Here is a 17,128-nt window from a genome sequence, read left to right on the forward strand (position 1 = left end):
AACGAAACGGAGAACGACATGACCGATACCACCGAGCTGTCGGCCCGCTGGACCACCCGGCTCACCGAACTCGCCGCCCGCCACTCCGTCCCCGGCGCCTCTCTCGCGATCCTGCACCGCGGCGAGATCGTCGCCGAGGCCGCCGTCGGCCTGGCCAACACCGAGGCCGGGATCGAGGCGACCACCGACACCCTCTTCCAGATCGGCTCGATCTCCAAGGTCTGGACCACCACGGTGGCCATGGCCCTGGTCGACGAGGGTGTGCTCGAACTGGACGCCCCCATCGTCTCCGTACTCCCCGAACTGCGGTTCGCGAGCGAGGAGCTGACCCAGGGTGTGACGCTCCGTCACCTCCTGACGCACACCAGCGGCATCGACGGAGACCTCTTCACCGACACCGGCCGGGGCGACGACTGCCTGGAGAAGTACGCCGCCCTGCTCGGCGACGTCACCCCCAACCACCCGCTCGGCGCCACCATGTCGTACTGCAACGCGGGCTTCACCCTGCTCGGCCGGGTGCTGGAGGTCGTCACCGGCGTCCAGTGGGACGAGCTGATGCGCGAGCGCCTGTACCGGCCGCTCGGCCTGACGCACACCGCGACCCTGCCGGAGGAGGTGCTGCGCTTCCGCGCCGCCATCGGGCACCTGGGGACCCCGCCGGCACAGGCACCGATCTGGGGGCTGATGCGCTCGGCCGGGCCGGCCGGACTGATCTGCTCCACACCGCGCGAGGTACTGGAGTTCGCCCGGCTGCACCTCAACAGGGGTGTCACCGGCGACGGCACCAAGCTCCTCTCCGAGGAGTCCGTCGCCGCCATGCAGACCCCGCAGGTCGAGATCCCCGACCCGCACATCCTCGGCGACGCCTGGGGGCTCGGCTGGTTCCTGGACAATTGGGACGGGCAGCGGGTCTACGGACACGACGGCGGCACGATCGGCCAGAGCGCCTTCCTGCGCATCCTGCCCGAGGCCGAGCTGGCGATCTGCCTGCTCACCAATGGCGGCGACACAGCGAGCCTCTACCGGGAGGTGTACGCGGAGATCGTCCGGGAGCTGGCCGGGGTGACGATGCGCACCACCATCGAGCCCGCGACCGGGCCCGTGGCGGTGGACCCCGCCGACTACGTCGGCGTGTACCAGCGGCTCTCCAGCCGGATGGAGATCGTGGAGCGGGACGGCGGCCTGGTGATGCTGGACCGGATCACCGGCCCCCTGGCCGAACTGACCCCCGACACGGAGAAGGAGTACGAGCTGCACCCCGTCGAGCCCGGCCTGTTCGTCGTGCAGCGGCCGGGGCTCGCGCTCTGGATCCCGGTCGTCTTCTACACACTCGACGACGGCACTCCGTACATCCACCACGGCGGCCGCGCCACTCCCAAGGTGGGCTGACGTGCCCGCGATCGTTTCCGCACTGGAGGCCGGACTGCCGGGCCTGCTGGCCGACATCGAGGAGCTGGTCCGCACCGAGTCGCCCAGCGAGGACCCGGCCGCGGTCACCGACTGCGCCCGTGTCGCCGCCGGGATCGGCACCCGGCTGACCGGAGCGGCGCCCGAGTGGATCGACGGCTCGGGACGGCCCGCCCTGCGCTGGCGCTTCGGCTCCGGCGACCGGGTGCTGCTGCTCGGCCACTTCGACACGGTGTGGCCGGTGGGTTCCCTGGCCGGCCATCCCTTCGAGGTCGCCGGGGGACGGCTCACCGGCCCCGGCTGCTTCGACATGAAGGCCGGTGTGGCGCAGCTGTTCCACGCACTGTCGGTCCTGGACGACCTGGACGGGGTCTCGGTGCTGCTGACCGGCGACGAGGAGATCGGCGCTCCCACCTCGCGCGCCCTGATCGAGTCCGAGGCCCGCCGCACCCGGGCCGTGCTCGTCCTGGAGGCGAGCGAGGGCGGCGCGCTGAAGACCGAGCGCAAGGGGATGTCCGGCTACGGGCTGACCATCGCCGGACGCGCCGCGCACGCCGGCCTGGAGCCCCACAAGGGCGTCAACACGACCACCGAACTGGCCCACCAGGTCCTTGCGCTGTCCGCCCTCGCCGACCCGGCGGCCGGCACCACCGTGACACCGACCGTGGCCTCCTCCGGCCGCACGCGCAACACGGTGCCCGACGCGGCCCGTCTGATGGTCGACGTACGCGTGGCGACGCCCGCCGAGCAGGACCGGGTGGACCGGGCCGTGCACGGCCTGCGGCCGGTACTCGACGGCGCCTCGCTGACATTCTCCGGCGGCCCGGACCGGCCGCCGCTGCCCGCGACCGCCTCGGCCGAACTGTTCGCACTCGCCCGCGGCCACTACGCGGAGCTGGGTTTCGGCACCCTGCGCGGCGTGGCGGTCGGCGGCTGCTCCGACGGCAATTTCACCGCCGGAGCGGGCACGCCGACGCTCGACGGCCTGGGGGCGGTGGGCGGCGGGGCACACGCCGACGACGAGCATGTGATCGTCGCCGAACTGCCCCGCCGCGCCGCACTGGTGGCCTCCCTGGTGGCCTCGCTGCTGCGCAGGTCACCGGCGGTCCCCGACGAGGTGGGACCGTGAACGCCGCGCAGGCGGCCGCCGCGAGGGCCGCCGCGGACCTGGCCGCCGAGCGCGCGGGCGTCACCATCAGGGAACTGCACGGCCTGGACGAGATGCACGAGGCCTGCCGGGTACTGGACCGGATCTGGCGCCCCGAACCCGGAAACCCGCTGATCACGCCGGAGTTGCTGCGGGTCTTCGCCCACTCCGGCAGCTATGTCGTCGGGGTCGGCCGGGGCGGCCGGATGATCGGATTCTGCCTCGGCTTCCTGGCCAGCGCCGGACTCCACTCGCACATCGCCGGGGTGGACGACAGCGTCCGGGGCCGCAACGTCGGCTTCGCCGTCAAACAGCATCAGCGGGCCTGGGCCCTGGCCCGCTCCATCACCACCGTCACCTGGACCTTCGACCCGCTGATCAGCCGCAACGCCTACTTCAACCTGGCCAAACTGGGGGCTTCACCCAGCGAGTACCTCGCCGACTTCTACGGGGCCATGCACGACGAGGTCAACGCCGGAACCGAGACGGACCGGCTGATGGTGCGCTGGGAGCTGACCGGCGAGCACGCCGTCGGATCCGCCGCGGGCAGACCCCACATCGTCACCCTCGACGGCGCGGGTGCCCGCACCGTGGTCGGACTGGACGCCAAACCCGACGGCAGCCCCGTCGTCGGGCGGCAGGACGGCGGCACCGTCCTGGTCCGGATCCCCGCCGAGGCCGAGGAACTGCGCCGGACCGACCCGCCCCTGGCCCGCGAATGGCGGTACGCGCTGCGCGAGGTACTCGGCGGCCTGATGGCCGAGGGGCACACCGTCACCGGATTCACCCGGGACGGCTGGTACGTGATCGACAGACATCAGGAGAGTCAGCCATGAAACTCGTCGGTGTGGAACTGCGCCGGATCGCGATGCCGCTGGTCGCACCGTTCCGGACCTCGTTCGCCACGATGACCACCCGGGAGATCCTGCTGGTCAGGGTCGAGACCGAGGACCACGAGGGCTACGGCGAATGCGTCACCATGGCCGATCCGCTGTACTCCTCGGAGTACACCGCGGGGGCCGCGGACGTCCTGCGCAGCCACCTAGTCCCCGCGCTCACCGCCCTGCCGGACCTCGATCCCTGGGCGGTCGCCCCGGCACTGGCCGCGTTCAAGGGCCACCGGATGGCCAAGGCCGCCCTGGAGACCGCGGTGCTCGACGCCTGGCTGCGCTCCCACGGCCTGTCGATGGGCCAGTGGCTGGGCGCGACGGCCGAACGGGTGCCGGCCGGGGTGTCGGTCGGCATCATGGATTCCGTCCCGGCGCTCCTCGACGCCGTCGACGGCTACCTCTCCGAGGGCTATCTGCGGATCAAGCTGAAGATCGAGCCCGGCTGGGACGTGGCCCCCGTGCGCGCCGTCCGGGAACGCTTCGGCGACGACGTACTGCTCCAGGTCGACGCCAACACCGCGTACACCCTCGCCGACGCCGCACAGCTGGCCCGGCTCGACCCGTACGGGCTGCTGCTGATCGAACAGCCCCTGGACGAGGAGGACATCAGGGGCCACGCGGAACTCGCCCGGCGGGTCCGCACCCCGATCTGCCTGGACGAGTCGATCGTGTCCGCCCGTTCGGCGGCCGACGCCATCGCGATGGGCGCCTGCTCGGTCGTCAACATCAAGCCGGGGCGGGTCGGCGGCTATCTGGAGGCCCGGCGGATCCACGACGTGTGTGCCGCGAACGGAGTCCCCGTCTGGTGCGGAGGGATGCTGGAGACCGGCCTCGGCCGGGCCGCCAACGTCGCCCTCGCCGCACTGCCCGGCTTCACCCTGCCCGGCGACACCTCGGCGTCCGACCGGTACTACCGGACCGACATCACCGAACCGTTCGTGCTGCGTGACGGCCATCTCGACGTGCCGCGAGGACCCGGCCTCGGAATCTCCCCGGTCCCCGGACAACTGGCCGAGGTGACCGCGTCGACGGAATGGATCGGCCGATGACCGGCTCCGGCCCCCGGCCGGCCGGCCCCGCCGTCCACGGACTCCGATCAACTACCTTGTGAAGATGACGGAGCAGCCACGGGCCGTGCTCGGCCGGATCCTCAACGATCTCGGGTCGACATTGATCGAAGTGGTGGCCGGGGAGGCCGACCCGGACCGCACCGTCAGCGGGGTGCTGATCCAGGACCCCCTGGACGAACCGGCGCGGCTGCCCGGGGCGGTGGTGCTCGGCGTCGGTGTGTACGGCGCCGGACCGGTCGCCGCCCTGGTCGACACGGCGGCCGGGCTCGGCGCGGCGGCCGTGGTGGTCCGTTCCCCGGTCCCGGTGGACGGACCCGTCTCCGAGGCGGCCGCCCGCACCGGCCTGACCGTGCTCGGCCTGACGCCCGGCGCGTCCTGGGCCCAGGTGGCCGCGCTGCTGCGGTCGCTGCTCGCGGTCGACGAACTGGGCACGGTGGGCGGCCCCGACGAGGCCGACGGCGCCGAGCCGCTCGCCGGGGACCTGTTCGCCCTGGCCAACGCGACGGCCGGGCTGCTGGACGGCCCGGTCACCGTGGAGGACCGGAGCGGGCGGGTGCTGGCCTTCTCCAGCCGTCAGGACGAGGGCGACGACGACCGGATCGCGACCATCCTCGACCGCCAGGTGCCCGCCGAGAAACTGCGCGCCCTGGAGGAACGCGGCGCCTTCCAGGCCCTCTACCGGAAGGAGGAACCCGTCTACGTCGACGGCATCTCGGACAAGCCCCGGGTCGCGATCGCCGTCCGCGCGGGCGGCGAGATCCTGGGCTCGATCTGGGTCGTGGTCGACGGACCGCTGAGCGCCGACCGGACGCAGGCCCTCCAGGAGGCCGCGAAGGTGGCGGCTTTGCACCTGCTGCGCCGCCGCACGGGCGAGGACGCCGAACGCCGGCTGCGCGCGGATCTGCTCGCCACGGTCCTGGAGGGCGGTGTGCACGCACCGCAGGCCGCCGTGCGACTCGGCCTGTCCGCGCAGCCCGCCTGCGTACTGGCGCTAGCGGTGACCGGCGAGCAGTACGCGCCCGACCGGGTGGCCGCGGGCCACCGCGTGGCCGAGGCGCTCACCCTGCACCTGGCCGCGATCCACCCCCGTACCGCCGCCGCCTCACTCGGCCCGGTCACCTACGCGGTCCTGCCCGCCAGTTCGGACGAACAGGGGCTCCGGGTGGCCGAGGCGTTCCTCGGCCGCATCGGGGCCCGGGTGCCCGCCGTCATCGGGATCGGCCGGCTCGCCGCCCGTCCCGTGGAGCTGCGCCGCTCGCGCGCCGACGCCGACCGTGCGCTGCGGGTCCTCGGCTCCGGCCGTACCCAGCGCAGGGCGGCCCGGCTGTCGGACGTCTACGCCGCCTCGCTGCTGGAGGAGCTGACGGACCGGATGGCCGCCGAGGACGATCTGCCGGACGGCCCCGTCATACGGCTGCGCGCCTACGACGCCCGGCACAACACGGCCCTCACGGACACCCTGGACGCCTGGCTGAGCACCTTCGGCGACGTGGCCGCCGCCGCGGCCGCCGTACACATCCACCCCAACACCTTCCGCTACCGGCTCAAGCGGCTGGCCGTGGTCGCCGGTATCGATCTCAACGACCCGGAGGCACGGTTCGAGGCCATGCTGCAACTGCGGCTGCGTCCGCCGCACCCCTGAGACGCCACCTCGTCGCCGCGGCACGCGGACCCGTACCGGGCGCCTTCCGGCCGGAATGGTGCGAGAGTTGCCGGAGCAGCGGGACACGCGGGTGTCCGCAGGCGCGCGCCCGCGTGTCCGAACGTCGACGATGGGACAGATTCCATGCCTCTCCAGGGAGAGTACGAGCCGAGCCCCCAGCAGTGGGTCCGCGATCAGGTCGAGCTGTTCGAGAGCTCCGGAGGGACGGAGGGGACCACGATGCGGGGCATGCCCGTCATCATCCTCACCACCCGCGGGGCCAAGAGCGGAAAGATCCGCAAGACCCCGCTGATGCGGGTCGAGCACGACGGCACGTACGCCGTCGTCGCCTCGCAGGGCGGTGCCCCCAAGCACCCCGTCTGGTACCACAACATCGTGGCAGACCCCCGGGTGGAACTCCAGGACGGCCCGGACCGCCGGGACATGAACGCCCGTGAGGCCACGGGCGAGGAGAAGGCCCTGTGGTGGCAGCGGGCGGTCGAGGCGTTTCCCGACTACGCCGACTACCAGCGCAAGACCGACCGTCAGATCCCGCTCTTCGTCCTCGAACCGGCGGCCGCGGCGCACTGACGGCTGTCCACCGCCCACACGAGGAGCGCGAGCGCGCTGATCGCGGCACCGAGCAGGCACACCGCGCCCCACCCGGCCATCGCGTGGACGGCCGTCGAGGCGAGGGCACCCGTGGCGCTGCCGACCGAGTAGAAGACCATGTACCCCCCGATCAGGCGGCTTCCGGCATCGGGACGGACCGCGTAGATCAGGCTCTGATTGGTGACGTGGACGGCCTGCACGGCCAGATCGAGGAGGACCGCGCCGATCGCCAGCGCCCACAGCGACTGCCGGGTGAGGGCGAGCGGGAGCCATGACAGGGTCAGCAGGACCAGCGCGGTGCCGGTCGTCCACCCGGAAAGACCCCGGTCGTGCAGGCGTCCGGCCGGCGCGGCCGCCAGCGCGCCCGCGGCTCCCACGAGCCCGAACGCCCCGATCGCGGTGTGCGACAACGAGAGCGGGGGTTCGCTCAGCGGGAGTGCGACGCAGCTCCACAGGGTGCTGAACGCGGCGAAGACGAGCAGGGCGAGCAGAGCGCGGACCCGCAGCACGCGTTCCTCGGCGAACAATGTGAGCGTCGAACGCAGCAGCCTTACGTACCGCATGGAGACCGGGGGTGTCGACCGGCGCGGCAGTACGCGGTACAGGGCCAGGGTGAGTGCGAGGGTCAGCGCGGCCGAGGCCAGGTAGACCGTGCGCCAGCCCGCGAGGTCGGCCAGTACGCCGGAGACCGTGCGGGCGAGCAGGATCCCGATGACGATTCCGCTGGTGACCAGGCCGACCGCGCGGCCACGCCGGTCCGGGGCGGACAGCGAAGCCGCGAAGGCCACGAGCGTCTGGGTCACCACGGCGAGGAAGCCCACGGCGGCCAGGGCGGTGAGCAGGACTGGTGCGGTGGCAGCCGTACCGACGGCCACGAGCGCTGCCGCGAGCAGCGCCAGCTGGGCCACGACGAGGGTCCGTCGGTCGACCAGATCCCCCAGCGGCACCAGCAGGAACAGCCCGAGGCCGTAGCCGATCTGGGTGAGGGTCACGACGATCCCGATGGCGGCCGCACCGATCCGGAAGTCCTGGCTCAGCGTGACCAGGAGGGGCTGCGCGAAGTAGACGTTGGCCACCGCCGCTCCGGAGGCGACCGCGAAGAGCGCGGTGGTGCGTCCGGACAGGGCGGCCGGTGGTGTCCCGCCGCTCGTGTCCGAGGTCATGGTCGTTCTCGCGTCGTCGGTCACGGATACCCCTCGATCGATTCGGTTGCAAGTTGCTACCAGGTGGACGTTAGCGTCGGCTGGTAGCATGTTGCAACCACCAAAGTGAGGGGAACGGCATGGTGAAGCGGACACGTCTCGATGACAGCGACTGCCCGGTGGCCCGCTCGGTCGACGCGATCGGCGACTGGTGGTCGCTCCTGATCGTCCGTGACGCCTTCGACGGCAGCCGCCGCTTCGGGGAGTTCCAGCGCAGCCTGGGCGTCGCGAAGAACATCCTCTCGGCGCGGTTGCGCGAGCTGGTCGGGGGCGGGATTCTCGACATGGTCCCGGCGGCCGGCGGCGGCGCCCGCCACGAGTACGTGCTGACGGCCAAAGGCAGGGACCTCTTCCCGGTCATCGTGGCGCTGAGGCAGTGGGGCGAGGGCCACTACTTCGAGCCCGGCGAACCGCACTCGGAGATGGTCGACCTGCGCCACGGCCGTACGCCCAGGGCGCTGGAGGTCCACGCGGCCGACGGGCGGCTGCTCGGACCGGACGACGTCACCGTGCGGAAGGTGGAGCGGCCCGGAGCGCCGGGGACCGCGTAGCCCCGGACGGACGATCACGACGCGCGTCCACCCGCCCCCCGGGCTCCAATGGACGGGTGACCGCGCCCCCGGACGACTGCCTCGCGCGCAACGAGTGGCTCTGCGGGGCCTATCTCTCCAGCCGTCGCGAGATCCTCTGGGACGCCGTCGTGCAGCACCTCCAGCTGACCGCGGTCTCCGTGCTCATCGGCCTGGCCCTCGCCGTTCCGCTCGCCCTCGCGGCGCGGCACCGGCGCTGGGCGGCGGGCCCGGTGCTCGCCGTGACGACCGTCCTCTACACCGTGCCATCGCTCGCCATGTTCTCGCTGCTGCTGCCGGTGTACGGACTCTCCGCCTCGCTCGTCGTCGCCGGGCTCGTGCTGTACTCGCTCACCCTCCTCGTCCGGAACATCCTCGCCGGACTGCGCGCGGTGCCCGAGGAGACCCGGCAGGCGGCGCGCGGCATGGGGTACGGGCCCCTGCGGCTGCTGCTCGCCGTGGAGCTGCCCCTCGCGCTGCCCGCCGCCATGGCCGGAGTACGGATCGCGACCGTCTCCGCGGTCTCCCTGGTCACGGTCGGCGCGATCGTCGGCTACGGCGGACTCGGCAACCTCATCTACGCCGGGATGAACACCTACTTCAAGGCCCAGGTGCTCACCGCCTCCGTCCTCTGTGTCGTCATCGCCGTCGTCGCCGACCTGCTGCTCCTGCTCGCCCAGCGACTGCTGACCCCATGGACCCGGAGACAGCCGTGAACACGCTCGCCGACGCCTGGTCCTGGCTCACCACCTCCGCGAACTGGTCCAAGGACGGCGGCATCTGGCAGCGGCTGGGCCAGCATCTGTTCCTCACCGTCGTCTGCCTGCTGATCAGCTGCCTGATCGCGCTGCCTGTCGCGGTGGTCCTCGGCCACCTCGGCAAGGGCGGCGCACTCGCCGTCAACATCTCCAACATCGGCCGGGCCGTGCCCACCTTCGCCGTCCTGGTGCTGCTGCTCCTCACCCCGATCGGCGGGCACGGCGAGTGGCCGACCGTCATCGCGCTCGTGCTCTTCGCCGTACCGCCGCTGCTCACCAACGCCTACGTCGGCATGCGGGAGGTCGACCGGGATGTCGTGCGCGCCGCCAGGGGAATGGGCATGACGGGCGGACAGCTGATGCTGGGCGTCGAGGTGCCGCTCGCCCTCCCGCTGATCCTCACCGGGGTACGGATCGCAGCAGTCCAGCTCGTCGCCACCGCCACCCTCGCGGCGCTCGCGGGCGGCGGGGGGCTCGGCCGCATCATCACGGCGGGCTTCAACCTCGCCTCCACCGCCCAGGTGGTCGCCGGGGCGGTCCTCGTCGCGGCCTTCGCGCTGATCGTCGAAGGGCTCTTCGAGGCGGGCCGGCTGCTCGTGCCCGGCCGGTTCCGCGGCGGGGGATCCGGATGAGGCCGTGGACCGCCGTCCCCGCACCGCTGGTGCTGCTCGCGGCCGCCGCGTGCGGCACCGGTCCCTCCCTGGAGGACCGGGGCGAGGTCACCGCACCGCCCGGCGACAGCAAACACCTCACCATCGGCTCCGCGGGCTTCACCGAGAGCGATCTGCTCGCCCAGATGTACGCGCTGCTGCTGGGCCGCGCCGGCTACTCCACGAAGATCATCTCGGTCACCAACCGGGAGATCTACGAACCGGCGCTGGAGAGCGGCCAGATCGACGTCGTACCGGAGTACGCAGCCACCTTCGCCGACTGGCTGAACGCCAAGGAGAACGGCGCCGACGCCGCCCCGGCCGGCTCACCCGACCTCGCCGCAACCATGAAGGCCCTGCGCGCGCTGGCCGCGCCCCGCGGCCTCACCGTCCTCGACCCCGGGCGCGCCGTCGACCAGAACGCCTTCGCCGTCGCCGCCCGGTACGCAGCCGAGCACCACCTCAGGACCCTCGGTGACCTCGGCAGGTCCGGCCTGCCCGTACGGCTGGCGGCCGGTGACGAATGCGTGCAGCGCCCCTACTGCGCGCCCGGCCTGAAGAAGACGTACGGCATCCGCGTCACCGCCGTGGACCCGAAGGGCGTCGGCACCACCCAGGCCAAACGGGCCGTCCAGAAGGGGCAGGACCAGATGGTGCTGACCACCACGACCGACGCCACGCTCGACAGCTTCGGCCTCGTCCTGCTCGCCGACGACAAGCACCTCCAGAACGCCGACTACCTCGTCCCCGTCGTCAACCGGTCCCGGGCCGGCAGCGCCGGCGTACGCAACGCGCTGGGCAGGCTCAACACCGTACTGACCACCGCCGACCTGGCCCGGCTCAACGAGCAGGTCGACAGCTGGCGGCGGCTGCCCGAGGACGTGGCGCGCAACTATCTGGAGTCCAGGAACCTCCTCCCGCGCGGCTGACCGCCGCCTCGCACGCTCAGGCCGTCGGCTTCCCGGGCGGCCGGCCCGGTTGCACGGCCCGCTGGAAGGGGCCGCCGCCCTCGTACCGCGCCGTGTCCGCAACCTGCTGCCCGCGGGCAAGAACATCGGCACCACACACATCACCAACGGGTGCTACCGGCTCCACCCGGTGGAGCGGAACATCGACGAGGTCGCCGGTGCCCCGGCCGCCCACTGCCTCGCCGGGGGCGTCGAACCGCAGCAGGTCCGCCCACCTCTGACGCATCCACCGGTTCACGGCAACCGGGACGCGACGGCGTTCACGGTCCACGACGCCCGCGGGCGGCTCCAGGGGGCTGTCGCCGCGGACCGGCGGTGCAGGGGCTCCCGCCGGCGCAGGGGGGCGGGAGCCCGCGTCCCGCCCCTAGGCGTCCGCGACCGAGTCGAAGGGCACCTCGGCCCGGCCCACGCCCCGCGCGTCCGCGTCGACCGAGCGGCGCAGCGCCTCGTGGAGCTTGGCCGGGGTCAGCACGCCGAGGAACCGGGACCCGTCCAGTACCGCGACCCACCCCGCGTCGTGCTGGAGCATCTCGCTGAACGCCTGCTTCAGCGGGGCCCCGACCGGCACCCAGGCATCCATCCTGCGGGCCAGTTCGCCGACCGTGCCGTGCTCGCCCGCGATGCGCAGCGCGTCCGCCGCCACCCAGCCGTGCAGATCGCCCTCGCCGTTCAGCACCACCGCCCAGCGGGCATCCGTGCCGCCCAGCCGGGCGGCCGCCGCGCCGGCCGGCTCGTCCAGCCGGGCGACCGGCGGCTCCTCCAGGTCCGCCGGCTCGATCGTGGTCACCGAGAGCCGCTTCAGCCCCCGGTCGGCGCCGACGAACCGTGCCACGTACGGGGTGGCGGGAGCCCCGAGCACGGCGCCGGGGGTGTCGAACTGCTCGATGCGCCCCGCCCCGTACACCGCGATCCGGTCGCCCATCCGGACCGCCTCCTCGATGTCGTGGGTGACCATCAGGACCGTCTTGCGGACCGTCGCCTGGAGGCTCAGGAATTCGTTCTGCAGCCGCTCGCGGACCACCGGGTCGACCGCGCCGAACGGCTCGTCCATCAGCAGCACCGGCGGATCCGCGGCCAACGCCCTCGCCACACCCACCCGTTGGCGCTGACCGCCGGAGAGCTGCGCGGGATAGCGGGAGCCGTACGTCTTGGGGTCGAGGCCCACCAGATCCAGCAGCTCGGCCGCCCGCGCCCGGGCCCTGGCCCGTTTCCAGCCGATCAGCGCGGGCACGGTCGCCGTGTTGTCGAGGACGGTGCGGTGCGGGAACAGGCCCACCTGCTGGATGACGTAGCCGATCCGGCGGCGCAGTTGCACCGGGTCGACGCCGGAGACGTCCTCGCCGCCGACGAGGATCCGGCCCGACGAGGGCTCGATCAGCCGGTTGACCATCATCATCGTGGTGGTCTTGCCGCAGCCGGACGGTCCGACGAGGGTGACCAGTTCCCCCTCGGCGACTTCGAAGGAGAGACCGTCGACCGCGCTCGTGCCGTCCGGATACACCTTGCCGACCTGCTCGAACCGGATCATGCCTGCACGGTAGGAGGCACCCGGGCGCCCCGCACACGGGCCGCGACCGACCGGGTCACCGCCGTGTGCTGAACTGTCCGTGGCACATCTGATTCAGGAGCACCTTGTGAGCAGCTACCGGCAGCCCGGCATCGTCTTCACGGACCGCTATTTCACGGTCCCGCTCGACCACAGCGATCCGGGCGGCGAGCAGATCGAAGTCTTCGGCAGACAGGCCGTGGCGAGCGGCACGGCCGGCGAGGAGCTGCCCTGGCTGGTGTACCTGGAGGGCGGCCCCGGCTTCGGCGCCCGGCGTTTCGTCGGCGCGGAGGCCTGGCTGGGGCGGGCCGTGCGGGAATTCCGGGTACTGCTGCTGGACCAGCGCGGCACCGGTCTCTCCGCCCCGGCCAACCGCCAGACCCTGCCGCTGCGCGGCGGCCCGCGCGAGCAGGCCGACTACCTCGCCCACTTCCGGTCCGACAGCATCGTGCGCGACTGCGAGCTGATCCGCCCGCAGCTGACCGGCGGCGAACCGTGGACGGTCCTCGGCCAGTCCTTCGGCGGCTTCTGCGCGGTCCGTTATCTGTCGGCCGCGCCCGAGGGGCTCAAGGCCGTCCTCATCACCGGTGGACTGCCCTCCCTCGACGCGCACGCCGACGACGTGTACCGGGCCGCCTACCCCCGGATCGAGCGCAAGGTCGCCGCCCACTACGCCCGCTACCCGCAGGACGTCGAGCGCGCCCGGGAGATCACCGCCCATCTGCTGGAGCACCCCACCGACAGTGCCGGACACCGGCTGACGGCCGAGGGGTTCCAGTCGCTCGGCATCATGCTGGGCGGCGGCAGCGGCAGCCACCAGCTGCACTACCTGCTGGAGAACGCCTTCGTCCGTACACCGCACGGCACCGAGCTCTCCGACACCTTCCAGGAGGCCGTGCGGACCGCCACCTCGTTCGCCGGGCATCCGCTGTACGCGCTGATGCACGAGGCGATCTACGGCCAGGGCGAGCAGCCCACCGGCTGGGCGGCCGAGCGGGTCCGGGCCGAGTTCCCGCAGTTCGACGCCTCCGGGGCGCTCAAGAGCGACGGTCCGGTGCTCTTCACCGGCGAGAGCATCCACCCCTGGCACTTCGAGGTGGACCCGGCGCTGCGCCCGCTGCGCGAGACCGCCGAACTGCTGGCCGCCCGCACCGACTGGGCGCCGCTGTACGACTCCCAGCGCCTGGCGGCCAACCAGGTGCCGGTCGCGGCCGCCGTCTACCACGACGACATGTACGTGGACACGGATCACGCGCTGCGCACCGCGGCGGCGATCCGGGGCCTGCGCACCTGGGTGACCAATGAGTACGAGCACGACGGGCTGCGCGCGGGCGGGGAGCGGGTGCTGGACCGGCTGCTCGCGCTGGTCCGGGACGAGGTCTGACCGCCGGCGCGAGGGGGAGCCGGACGGGCAGGCTCCCCCTCACGGGCCCCCGGGTGTCAGCTCTGCAGGGCGTGCAGCGTGGCGTCCAGGCTGGTGGCCGAGTGAGGGGCCCGGTTGTACGGAAGCCTCGACAGGGCCGCCGCCATGCCGCAGGTGTTGGTCACTGCGGAGAACACGAGACCGGAGCCGACACCGGCGGAGATCCAGCGCGCCGCGGGGAAACGCACCCCGGCGAGCAGACCGGCCACCACGAGCGAACCGGCGGCGAGCCGGACCTGACGCTCCATCGGCCAGGTCGTACGCGCCCCGTCCGGGTGGTCGAGATCGCGGCCCTCGCCCTCCCAGGCGGAGGTTCCGCCGGAGAGCGTCGTGGCCTCGACGTCGGCGGCGGCGAGAATGTCGCAGGCCCGGGTGGAGCGGACGCCGGAGGCGCACACCATGAGCAGCGAGCCGCGGGCCGCTGCGGACTTCAGGGCGGGCACGGCCTCGGAGAGGCGGTCCAGGGGGATGTTCAGCGCGCCGGGGACATGTCCGGAGGCGTACTCGCCGGGAGCGCGGACATCGATCACGGTGAACTCCGCGAGGCGGGCCGCGGCCTGGGCGGGGGAGAGGGAGACGGGGCTGGTCACGAGCAGTGTTTCCTTTCGTTCACCGGGGCTCGGGAGGGATGCGGTCCCCCCTTCCCCGGTCAGGCTAGAATACCCCTTGGGGTATCAGGAGGAGGATGTTGTGGAACTGGACATGGCGGCCGACGAACTGAAATCGGTCCTCAACCGCCTTCGCCGCGCGCAGGGCCAGCTCACCGGGATCATCAGGATGATCGAGGAGGGCCGGGACTGCGAGGACGTGATCACGCAGATGGCGGCCGTGTCCCGGGCGCTCGACCGGGCCGGTTTCGCGATCATCGCGACGGGTCTGCAGCACTGCATGGCCGACGGAGGCCAGGAGCCCGAGGACCGCGACCAGATGCGGGCACGGCTGGAGAAGCTCTTTCTCTCGCTGGCCTGAGCCGGCCGGGGGCGACGTCGTGGTTCATGCCACGGCGTCGATGAGCATGAACGCGGCCACCGCCAGCAGGGCCACGCCGAAGATCCGTTGCAGGGCGGTCGTGGACACCTTCGCGGCGAGCCGCCGCCCGTCCCAGGCACCGAGCACCGCCGTCGCCGTGAACGGGGCGATCGTCGCCCAGTCCAGCGCGGTCGGCGTGGCGAGACGGGTGGCCAGCGCGGCCACGGAGTTCACCGTGATGACCAGCAGGCTGGTCCCGACCGCCGCGGTCATCGGGAGGGCGACCACGGTGACCAGCGCGGGAACCACCAGGAACCCGCCGCCCACACCGAGGAACCCGGTCACCGCGCCGAGCCCGGCACCCGTCCGCGCGACCCGTCCGGCGGGCACGCCACCCGTACCGGGCCCGGCCTGAGGCGCCGGCCCGGTCCGCGGCCGGAGCATCCGTACCGCGGCGACCGCCGCGAGCACGGCGAACCCGGCGGTCAGCGCCCCGGGCGGGACCCGCACCGACAGCGCTCCGGCGAGCGCGGCCGGCACGATCCCGGCCGCCGCGAAGAGCCCTCCCGTACGCCAGCGGACCCCGCCCTCCCTGGCGTGGGCGACCAGCCCCGTGAGCGACGTCACGATGACGATGAGCAGCGCGGCGGTGGTCGCGGCGGAGGGAGTGAAGCCGAGTGGATAGATCAGCGCGGGGACGGCGAGCACGCTGCCGCCGCCACCCAGCCCGCCGAGCGCCAGGCCGACCACCGCACCGGCGACCAGCGCCACGATCAGCGCGGTCACGCCGCGAAGGGCCCGGTCGCGGGGGCGGCGACATGCAGGCCGGCTTCCGCCGCCGCGCCGAAGCCGTCGTCGACGGCCACCACCTCGCGCCCCGCCGCGCCCAGCATCGACGCGGCGATCGCCGCCCGCGCCCCGCCCGCGCAGTGCACCCACACCAGGCCCGGCGGCACCTCGCCGAGCCGCCGGGGCAGCTCGTGCAGCGGGATGTGCACCGCCCCGGCTATCGCGCCACCGAGGTGCTCGATGCTGCGGCGCACGTCGAGGACCACCGGGTCCTCGCCGCGCTCCCGGGCGGCCGCCAGGCCCGCGAAGTCGGACCTGGCGAAGGACCGGAGCTCCGTCGCCGGAGTCGCCCAGTCCCCGGGGCCGCCGGTGGCGGCGGCGGCCGGGCGGTCCAGCCCGACGCGGGACAGTTCCCGCTGTGCGTGGGCGATCTCGGCGGCGGTGCTCGCCAGCAGGGTGACCGGCTTGCCCCACGGGATCAGCCAGGCCAGATAGGTGGCGAGCGGGCCCTCGCCCTCGAAGTTGAACGATCCGGCGACATGCCCGTCGGCGAAGGCCACCCGGCTGCGCAGGTCCACCACCCACTCGCCCGCTGCCAGCCGTCGGGAGATCTCCCCGGCGTCGGCGGGACCGGGCGGGGTCAGATCGAGCGGAGCCGGCCCCGCGGCATTGGCCGGGCCCATGTGCGCGTAGTACGAGGGGATGTCGTCCAGGCCGGCGAGCAGCTCCGCGACGAAGGTGTCCACGTCCTTGACCAGTGCGTCGTTCCGACGGCGCTCGTCGCCGATCGTCGTGGCCGACCCCTCTGCCTGCGAGGACGAACAGAAGCTGCCGAAGCCGTGCGTGGGCAGCACGGGCACCCCGTCCGCGAGCTCGTCGGCGAGGCGGTGCACGGAGGCGTGCTGGGCGCGGGCCAGTTCGGCGGTGAGCCGGGGCTCCACCAGGTCGGGCCGGCCGACACTGCCGATCAGCAGCGAGCCGCCGGTGAAAGCGGCCACGTCGCGGCCCTCCTCCACCAGCACGTACGAGGTGTGGTGCGGGGTGTGCCCGGGGGTGGCGAGCGCACGCAGCGCGAGGCCGTCGTCGACCTCGGTGATGTCGCCGTCCGCGACCGGGACCCGGGCGAAGGAGACCTCCGCGGCGGCGGGCACCAGATAGCGCGCCCCCGTGACCCGCGCGAGCTCCAGGCCACCGGTCACGTAGTCGTTGTGCAGATGCGTCTCCACCACCAGGGCGATCCGCACGCCGCGCCGGGCGGCGGCGGCGATGACCCGGTCGATGTCGCGCGGCGGGTCCACGACGACGACGGCCCGCCGCCCGCCCGCCAGATAGCCGCGGTTGCCGAGGCCCGCTGTCTCGATGGTGTCGACGAAGAACACGACACGGCTCCTTCCGTGATGCTTTACCCCAGGGGGTATCTCTGAATCAGGCTAACAGTAATACCCCAGGGGGTATTACTGGTCCCGGGTGAGACGTGCGCTACGTC

Annotated in this window: 17 protein-coding genes and 1 pseudogene; 13 read left to right on the top strand and 5 right to left on the bottom strand. The window is 72.9% G+C overall.

Features of this window, described 5'->3' with window-relative positions:
• Positions 1 to 18 precede the first annotated feature (18 nt).
• The 6 genes from AB0D53_RS23670 (at position 19) to AB0D53_RS23695 (ending at position 6,747) form a co-directional block, all read left to right on the top strand.
• Positions 19 to 1,389, top strand: a complete 1,371-nt coding sequence (locus AB0D53_RS23670) for a serine hydrolase domain-containing protein (RefSeq protein ID WP_362449715.1) — start codon at positions 19 to 21, stop codon at positions 1,387 to 1,389.
• A 1-nt stretch (position 1,390) separates the two neighbouring features.
• Entirely contained in the window at positions 1,391 to 2,536 is a 1,146-nt protein-coding gene (locus AB0D53_RS23675) for a M20 family metallopeptidase (RefSeq protein WP_362449717.1), read from the top strand.
• A complete protein-coding gene (locus AB0D53_RS23680; RefSeq protein WP_362449719.1) occupies positions 2,533 to 3,390 on the top strand; it encodes a GNAT family N-acetyltransferase in 858 nt (285 codons plus the stop codon). The genes AB0D53_RS23675 and AB0D53_RS23680 overlap by 4 nt, the downstream gene beginning before the upstream one ends.
• A complete protein-coding gene (gene menC / locus AB0D53_RS23685; protein WP_362449721.1) occupies positions 3,387 to 4,493 on the top strand; it encodes an o-succinylbenzoate synthase in 1,107 nt (368 codons plus the stop codon). Before AB0D53_RS23680 ends, menC begins: the two co-directional genes overlap by 4 nt.
• A gap of 64 nt (positions 4,494 to 4,557) precedes the next feature.
• Positions 4,558 to 6,156 carry a helix-turn-helix domain-containing protein gene (locus AB0D53_RS23690; RefSeq protein WP_362449723.1) on the top strand — a complete coding sequence of 533 codons (1,599 nt, stop codon included), beginning with the start codon at positions 4,558 to 4,560 and terminating at the stop codon, positions 6,154 to 6,156.
• A gap of 144 nt (positions 6,157 to 6,300) precedes the next feature.
• Positions 6,301 to 6,747, top strand: a complete 447-nt coding sequence (locus tag AB0D53_RS23695; protein ID WP_362449725.1) for a nitroreductase family deazaflavin-dependent oxidoreductase — start codon at positions 6,301 to 6,303, stop codon at positions 6,745 to 6,747.
• Here AB0D53_RS23695 and AB0D53_RS23700 read toward each other — a convergent pair.
• Entirely contained in the window at positions 6,702 to 7,931 is a 1,230-nt protein-coding gene (locus tag AB0D53_RS23700) for an MFS transporter (protein ID WP_362449860.1), read from the bottom strand. The genes AB0D53_RS23695 and AB0D53_RS23700 overlap by 46 nt on opposite strands.
• Before the next feature lie 119 nt (positions 7,932 to 8,050).
• Between AB0D53_RS23700 and AB0D53_RS23705 the strand changes: the two genes are divergently transcribed.
• The 5 genes and pseudogenes from AB0D53_RS23705 to AB0D53_RS23725 form a co-directional block, all read left to right on the top strand.
• The gene (locus AB0D53_RS23705; RefSeq protein ID WP_362449727.1) at positions 8,051 to 8,521 is read left to right on the top strand and encodes a helix-turn-helix domain-containing protein; all 471 of its coding nucleotides are present in this window, start codon (positions 8,051 to 8,053) and stop codon (positions 8,519 to 8,521) included.
• Positions 8,522 to 8,577: 56 nt separating this feature from the next.
• A complete protein-coding gene (locus tag AB0D53_RS23710; RefSeq protein WP_362449729.1) occupies positions 8,578 to 9,255 on the top strand; it encodes an ABC transporter permease in 678 nt (225 codons plus the stop codon).
• Positions 9,252 to 9,929: an ABC transporter permease subunit gene (locus tag AB0D53_RS23715; RefSeq protein WP_362449862.1), complete on the top strand. Its 678-nt coding sequence runs from the start codon at positions 9,252 to 9,254 to the stop codon at positions 9,927 to 9,929. The genes AB0D53_RS23710 and AB0D53_RS23715 overlap by 4 nt, the downstream gene beginning before the upstream one ends.
• Complete coding sequence (locus tag AB0D53_RS23720) at positions 9,926 to 10,876, top strand: ABC transporter substrate-binding protein (protein ID WP_362449731.1); 951 nt, start codon at positions 9,926 to 9,928, stop codon at positions 10,874 to 10,876. Before AB0D53_RS23715 ends, AB0D53_RS23720 begins: the two co-directional genes overlap by 4 nt.
• A gap of 76 nt (positions 10,877 to 10,952) precedes the next feature.
• Positions 10,953 to 11,126: pseudogene (locus AB0D53_RS23725) on the top strand (FAD-dependent oxidoreductase); the annotation flags it as partial.
• Between the two features lie 153 nt (positions 11,127 to 11,279).
• Here AB0D53_RS23725 and AB0D53_RS23730 read toward each other — a convergent pair.
• Positions 11,280 to 12,443 (bottom strand): ATP-binding cassette domain-containing protein, encoded by a 1,164-nt coding sequence (locus tag AB0D53_RS23730; protein ID WP_362449733.1) that lies wholly within the window; start codon positions 12,441 to 12,443, stop codon positions 11,280 to 11,282.
• 106 nt (positions 12,444 to 12,549) lie between these two features.
• On the opposite strand from AB0D53_RS23730, the gene AB0D53_RS23735 reads away from it, so the two are divergent.
• Positions 12,550 to 13,845 carry an alpha/beta fold hydrolase gene (locus AB0D53_RS23735; protein ID WP_362449735.1) on the top strand — a complete coding sequence of 432 codons (1,296 nt, stop codon included), beginning with the start codon at positions 12,550 to 12,552 and terminating at the stop codon, positions 13,843 to 13,845.
• Positions 13,846 to 13,901: 56 nt separating this feature from the next.
• On the opposite strand, the gene AB0D53_RS23740 is transcribed toward AB0D53_RS23735, so the two are convergent.
• Positions 13,902 to 14,474: a rhodanese-like domain-containing protein gene (locus tag AB0D53_RS23740; RefSeq protein ID WP_362449737.1), complete on the bottom strand. Its 573-nt coding sequence runs from the start codon at positions 14,472 to 14,474 to the stop codon at positions 13,902 to 13,904.
• Between the two features lie 100 nt (positions 14,475 to 14,574).
• On the opposite strand from AB0D53_RS23740, the gene AB0D53_RS23745 reads away from it, so the two are divergent.
• Complete coding sequence (locus tag AB0D53_RS23745) at positions 14,575 to 14,853, top strand: metal-sensitive transcriptional regulator (RefSeq protein WP_329816319.1); 279 nt, start codon at positions 14,575 to 14,577, stop codon at positions 14,851 to 14,853.
• Positions 14,854 to 14,877: 24 nt separating this feature from the next.
• Here AB0D53_RS23745 and AB0D53_RS23750 read toward each other — a convergent pair whose 3' ends face one another.
• Both AB0D53_RS23750 and AB0D53_RS23755 read right to left on the bottom strand, forming a co-directional pair.
• Positions 14,878 to 15,639 carry a sulfite exporter TauE/SafE family protein gene (locus AB0D53_RS23750; RefSeq protein WP_362449739.1) on the bottom strand — a complete coding sequence of 254 codons (762 nt, stop codon included), beginning with the start codon at positions 15,637 to 15,639 and terminating at the stop codon, positions 14,878 to 14,880.
• Positions 15,636 to 17,021 carry an MBL fold metallo-hydrolase gene (locus AB0D53_RS23755; RefSeq protein WP_362449741.1) on the bottom strand — a complete coding sequence of 462 codons (1,386 nt, stop codon included), beginning with the start codon at positions 17,019 to 17,021 and terminating at the stop codon, positions 15,636 to 15,638. The genes AB0D53_RS23750 and AB0D53_RS23755 overlap by 4 nt, the downstream gene beginning before the upstream one ends.
• Between the last annotated feature and the right edge of the window lie 107 nt (positions 17,022 to 17,128).

It is taken from the genome of Streptomyces sp. NPDC048295 (genome assembly GCF_040652135.1).
GTDB lineage: Bacteria > Actinomycetota > Actinomycetes > Streptomycetales > Streptomycetaceae > Streptomyces.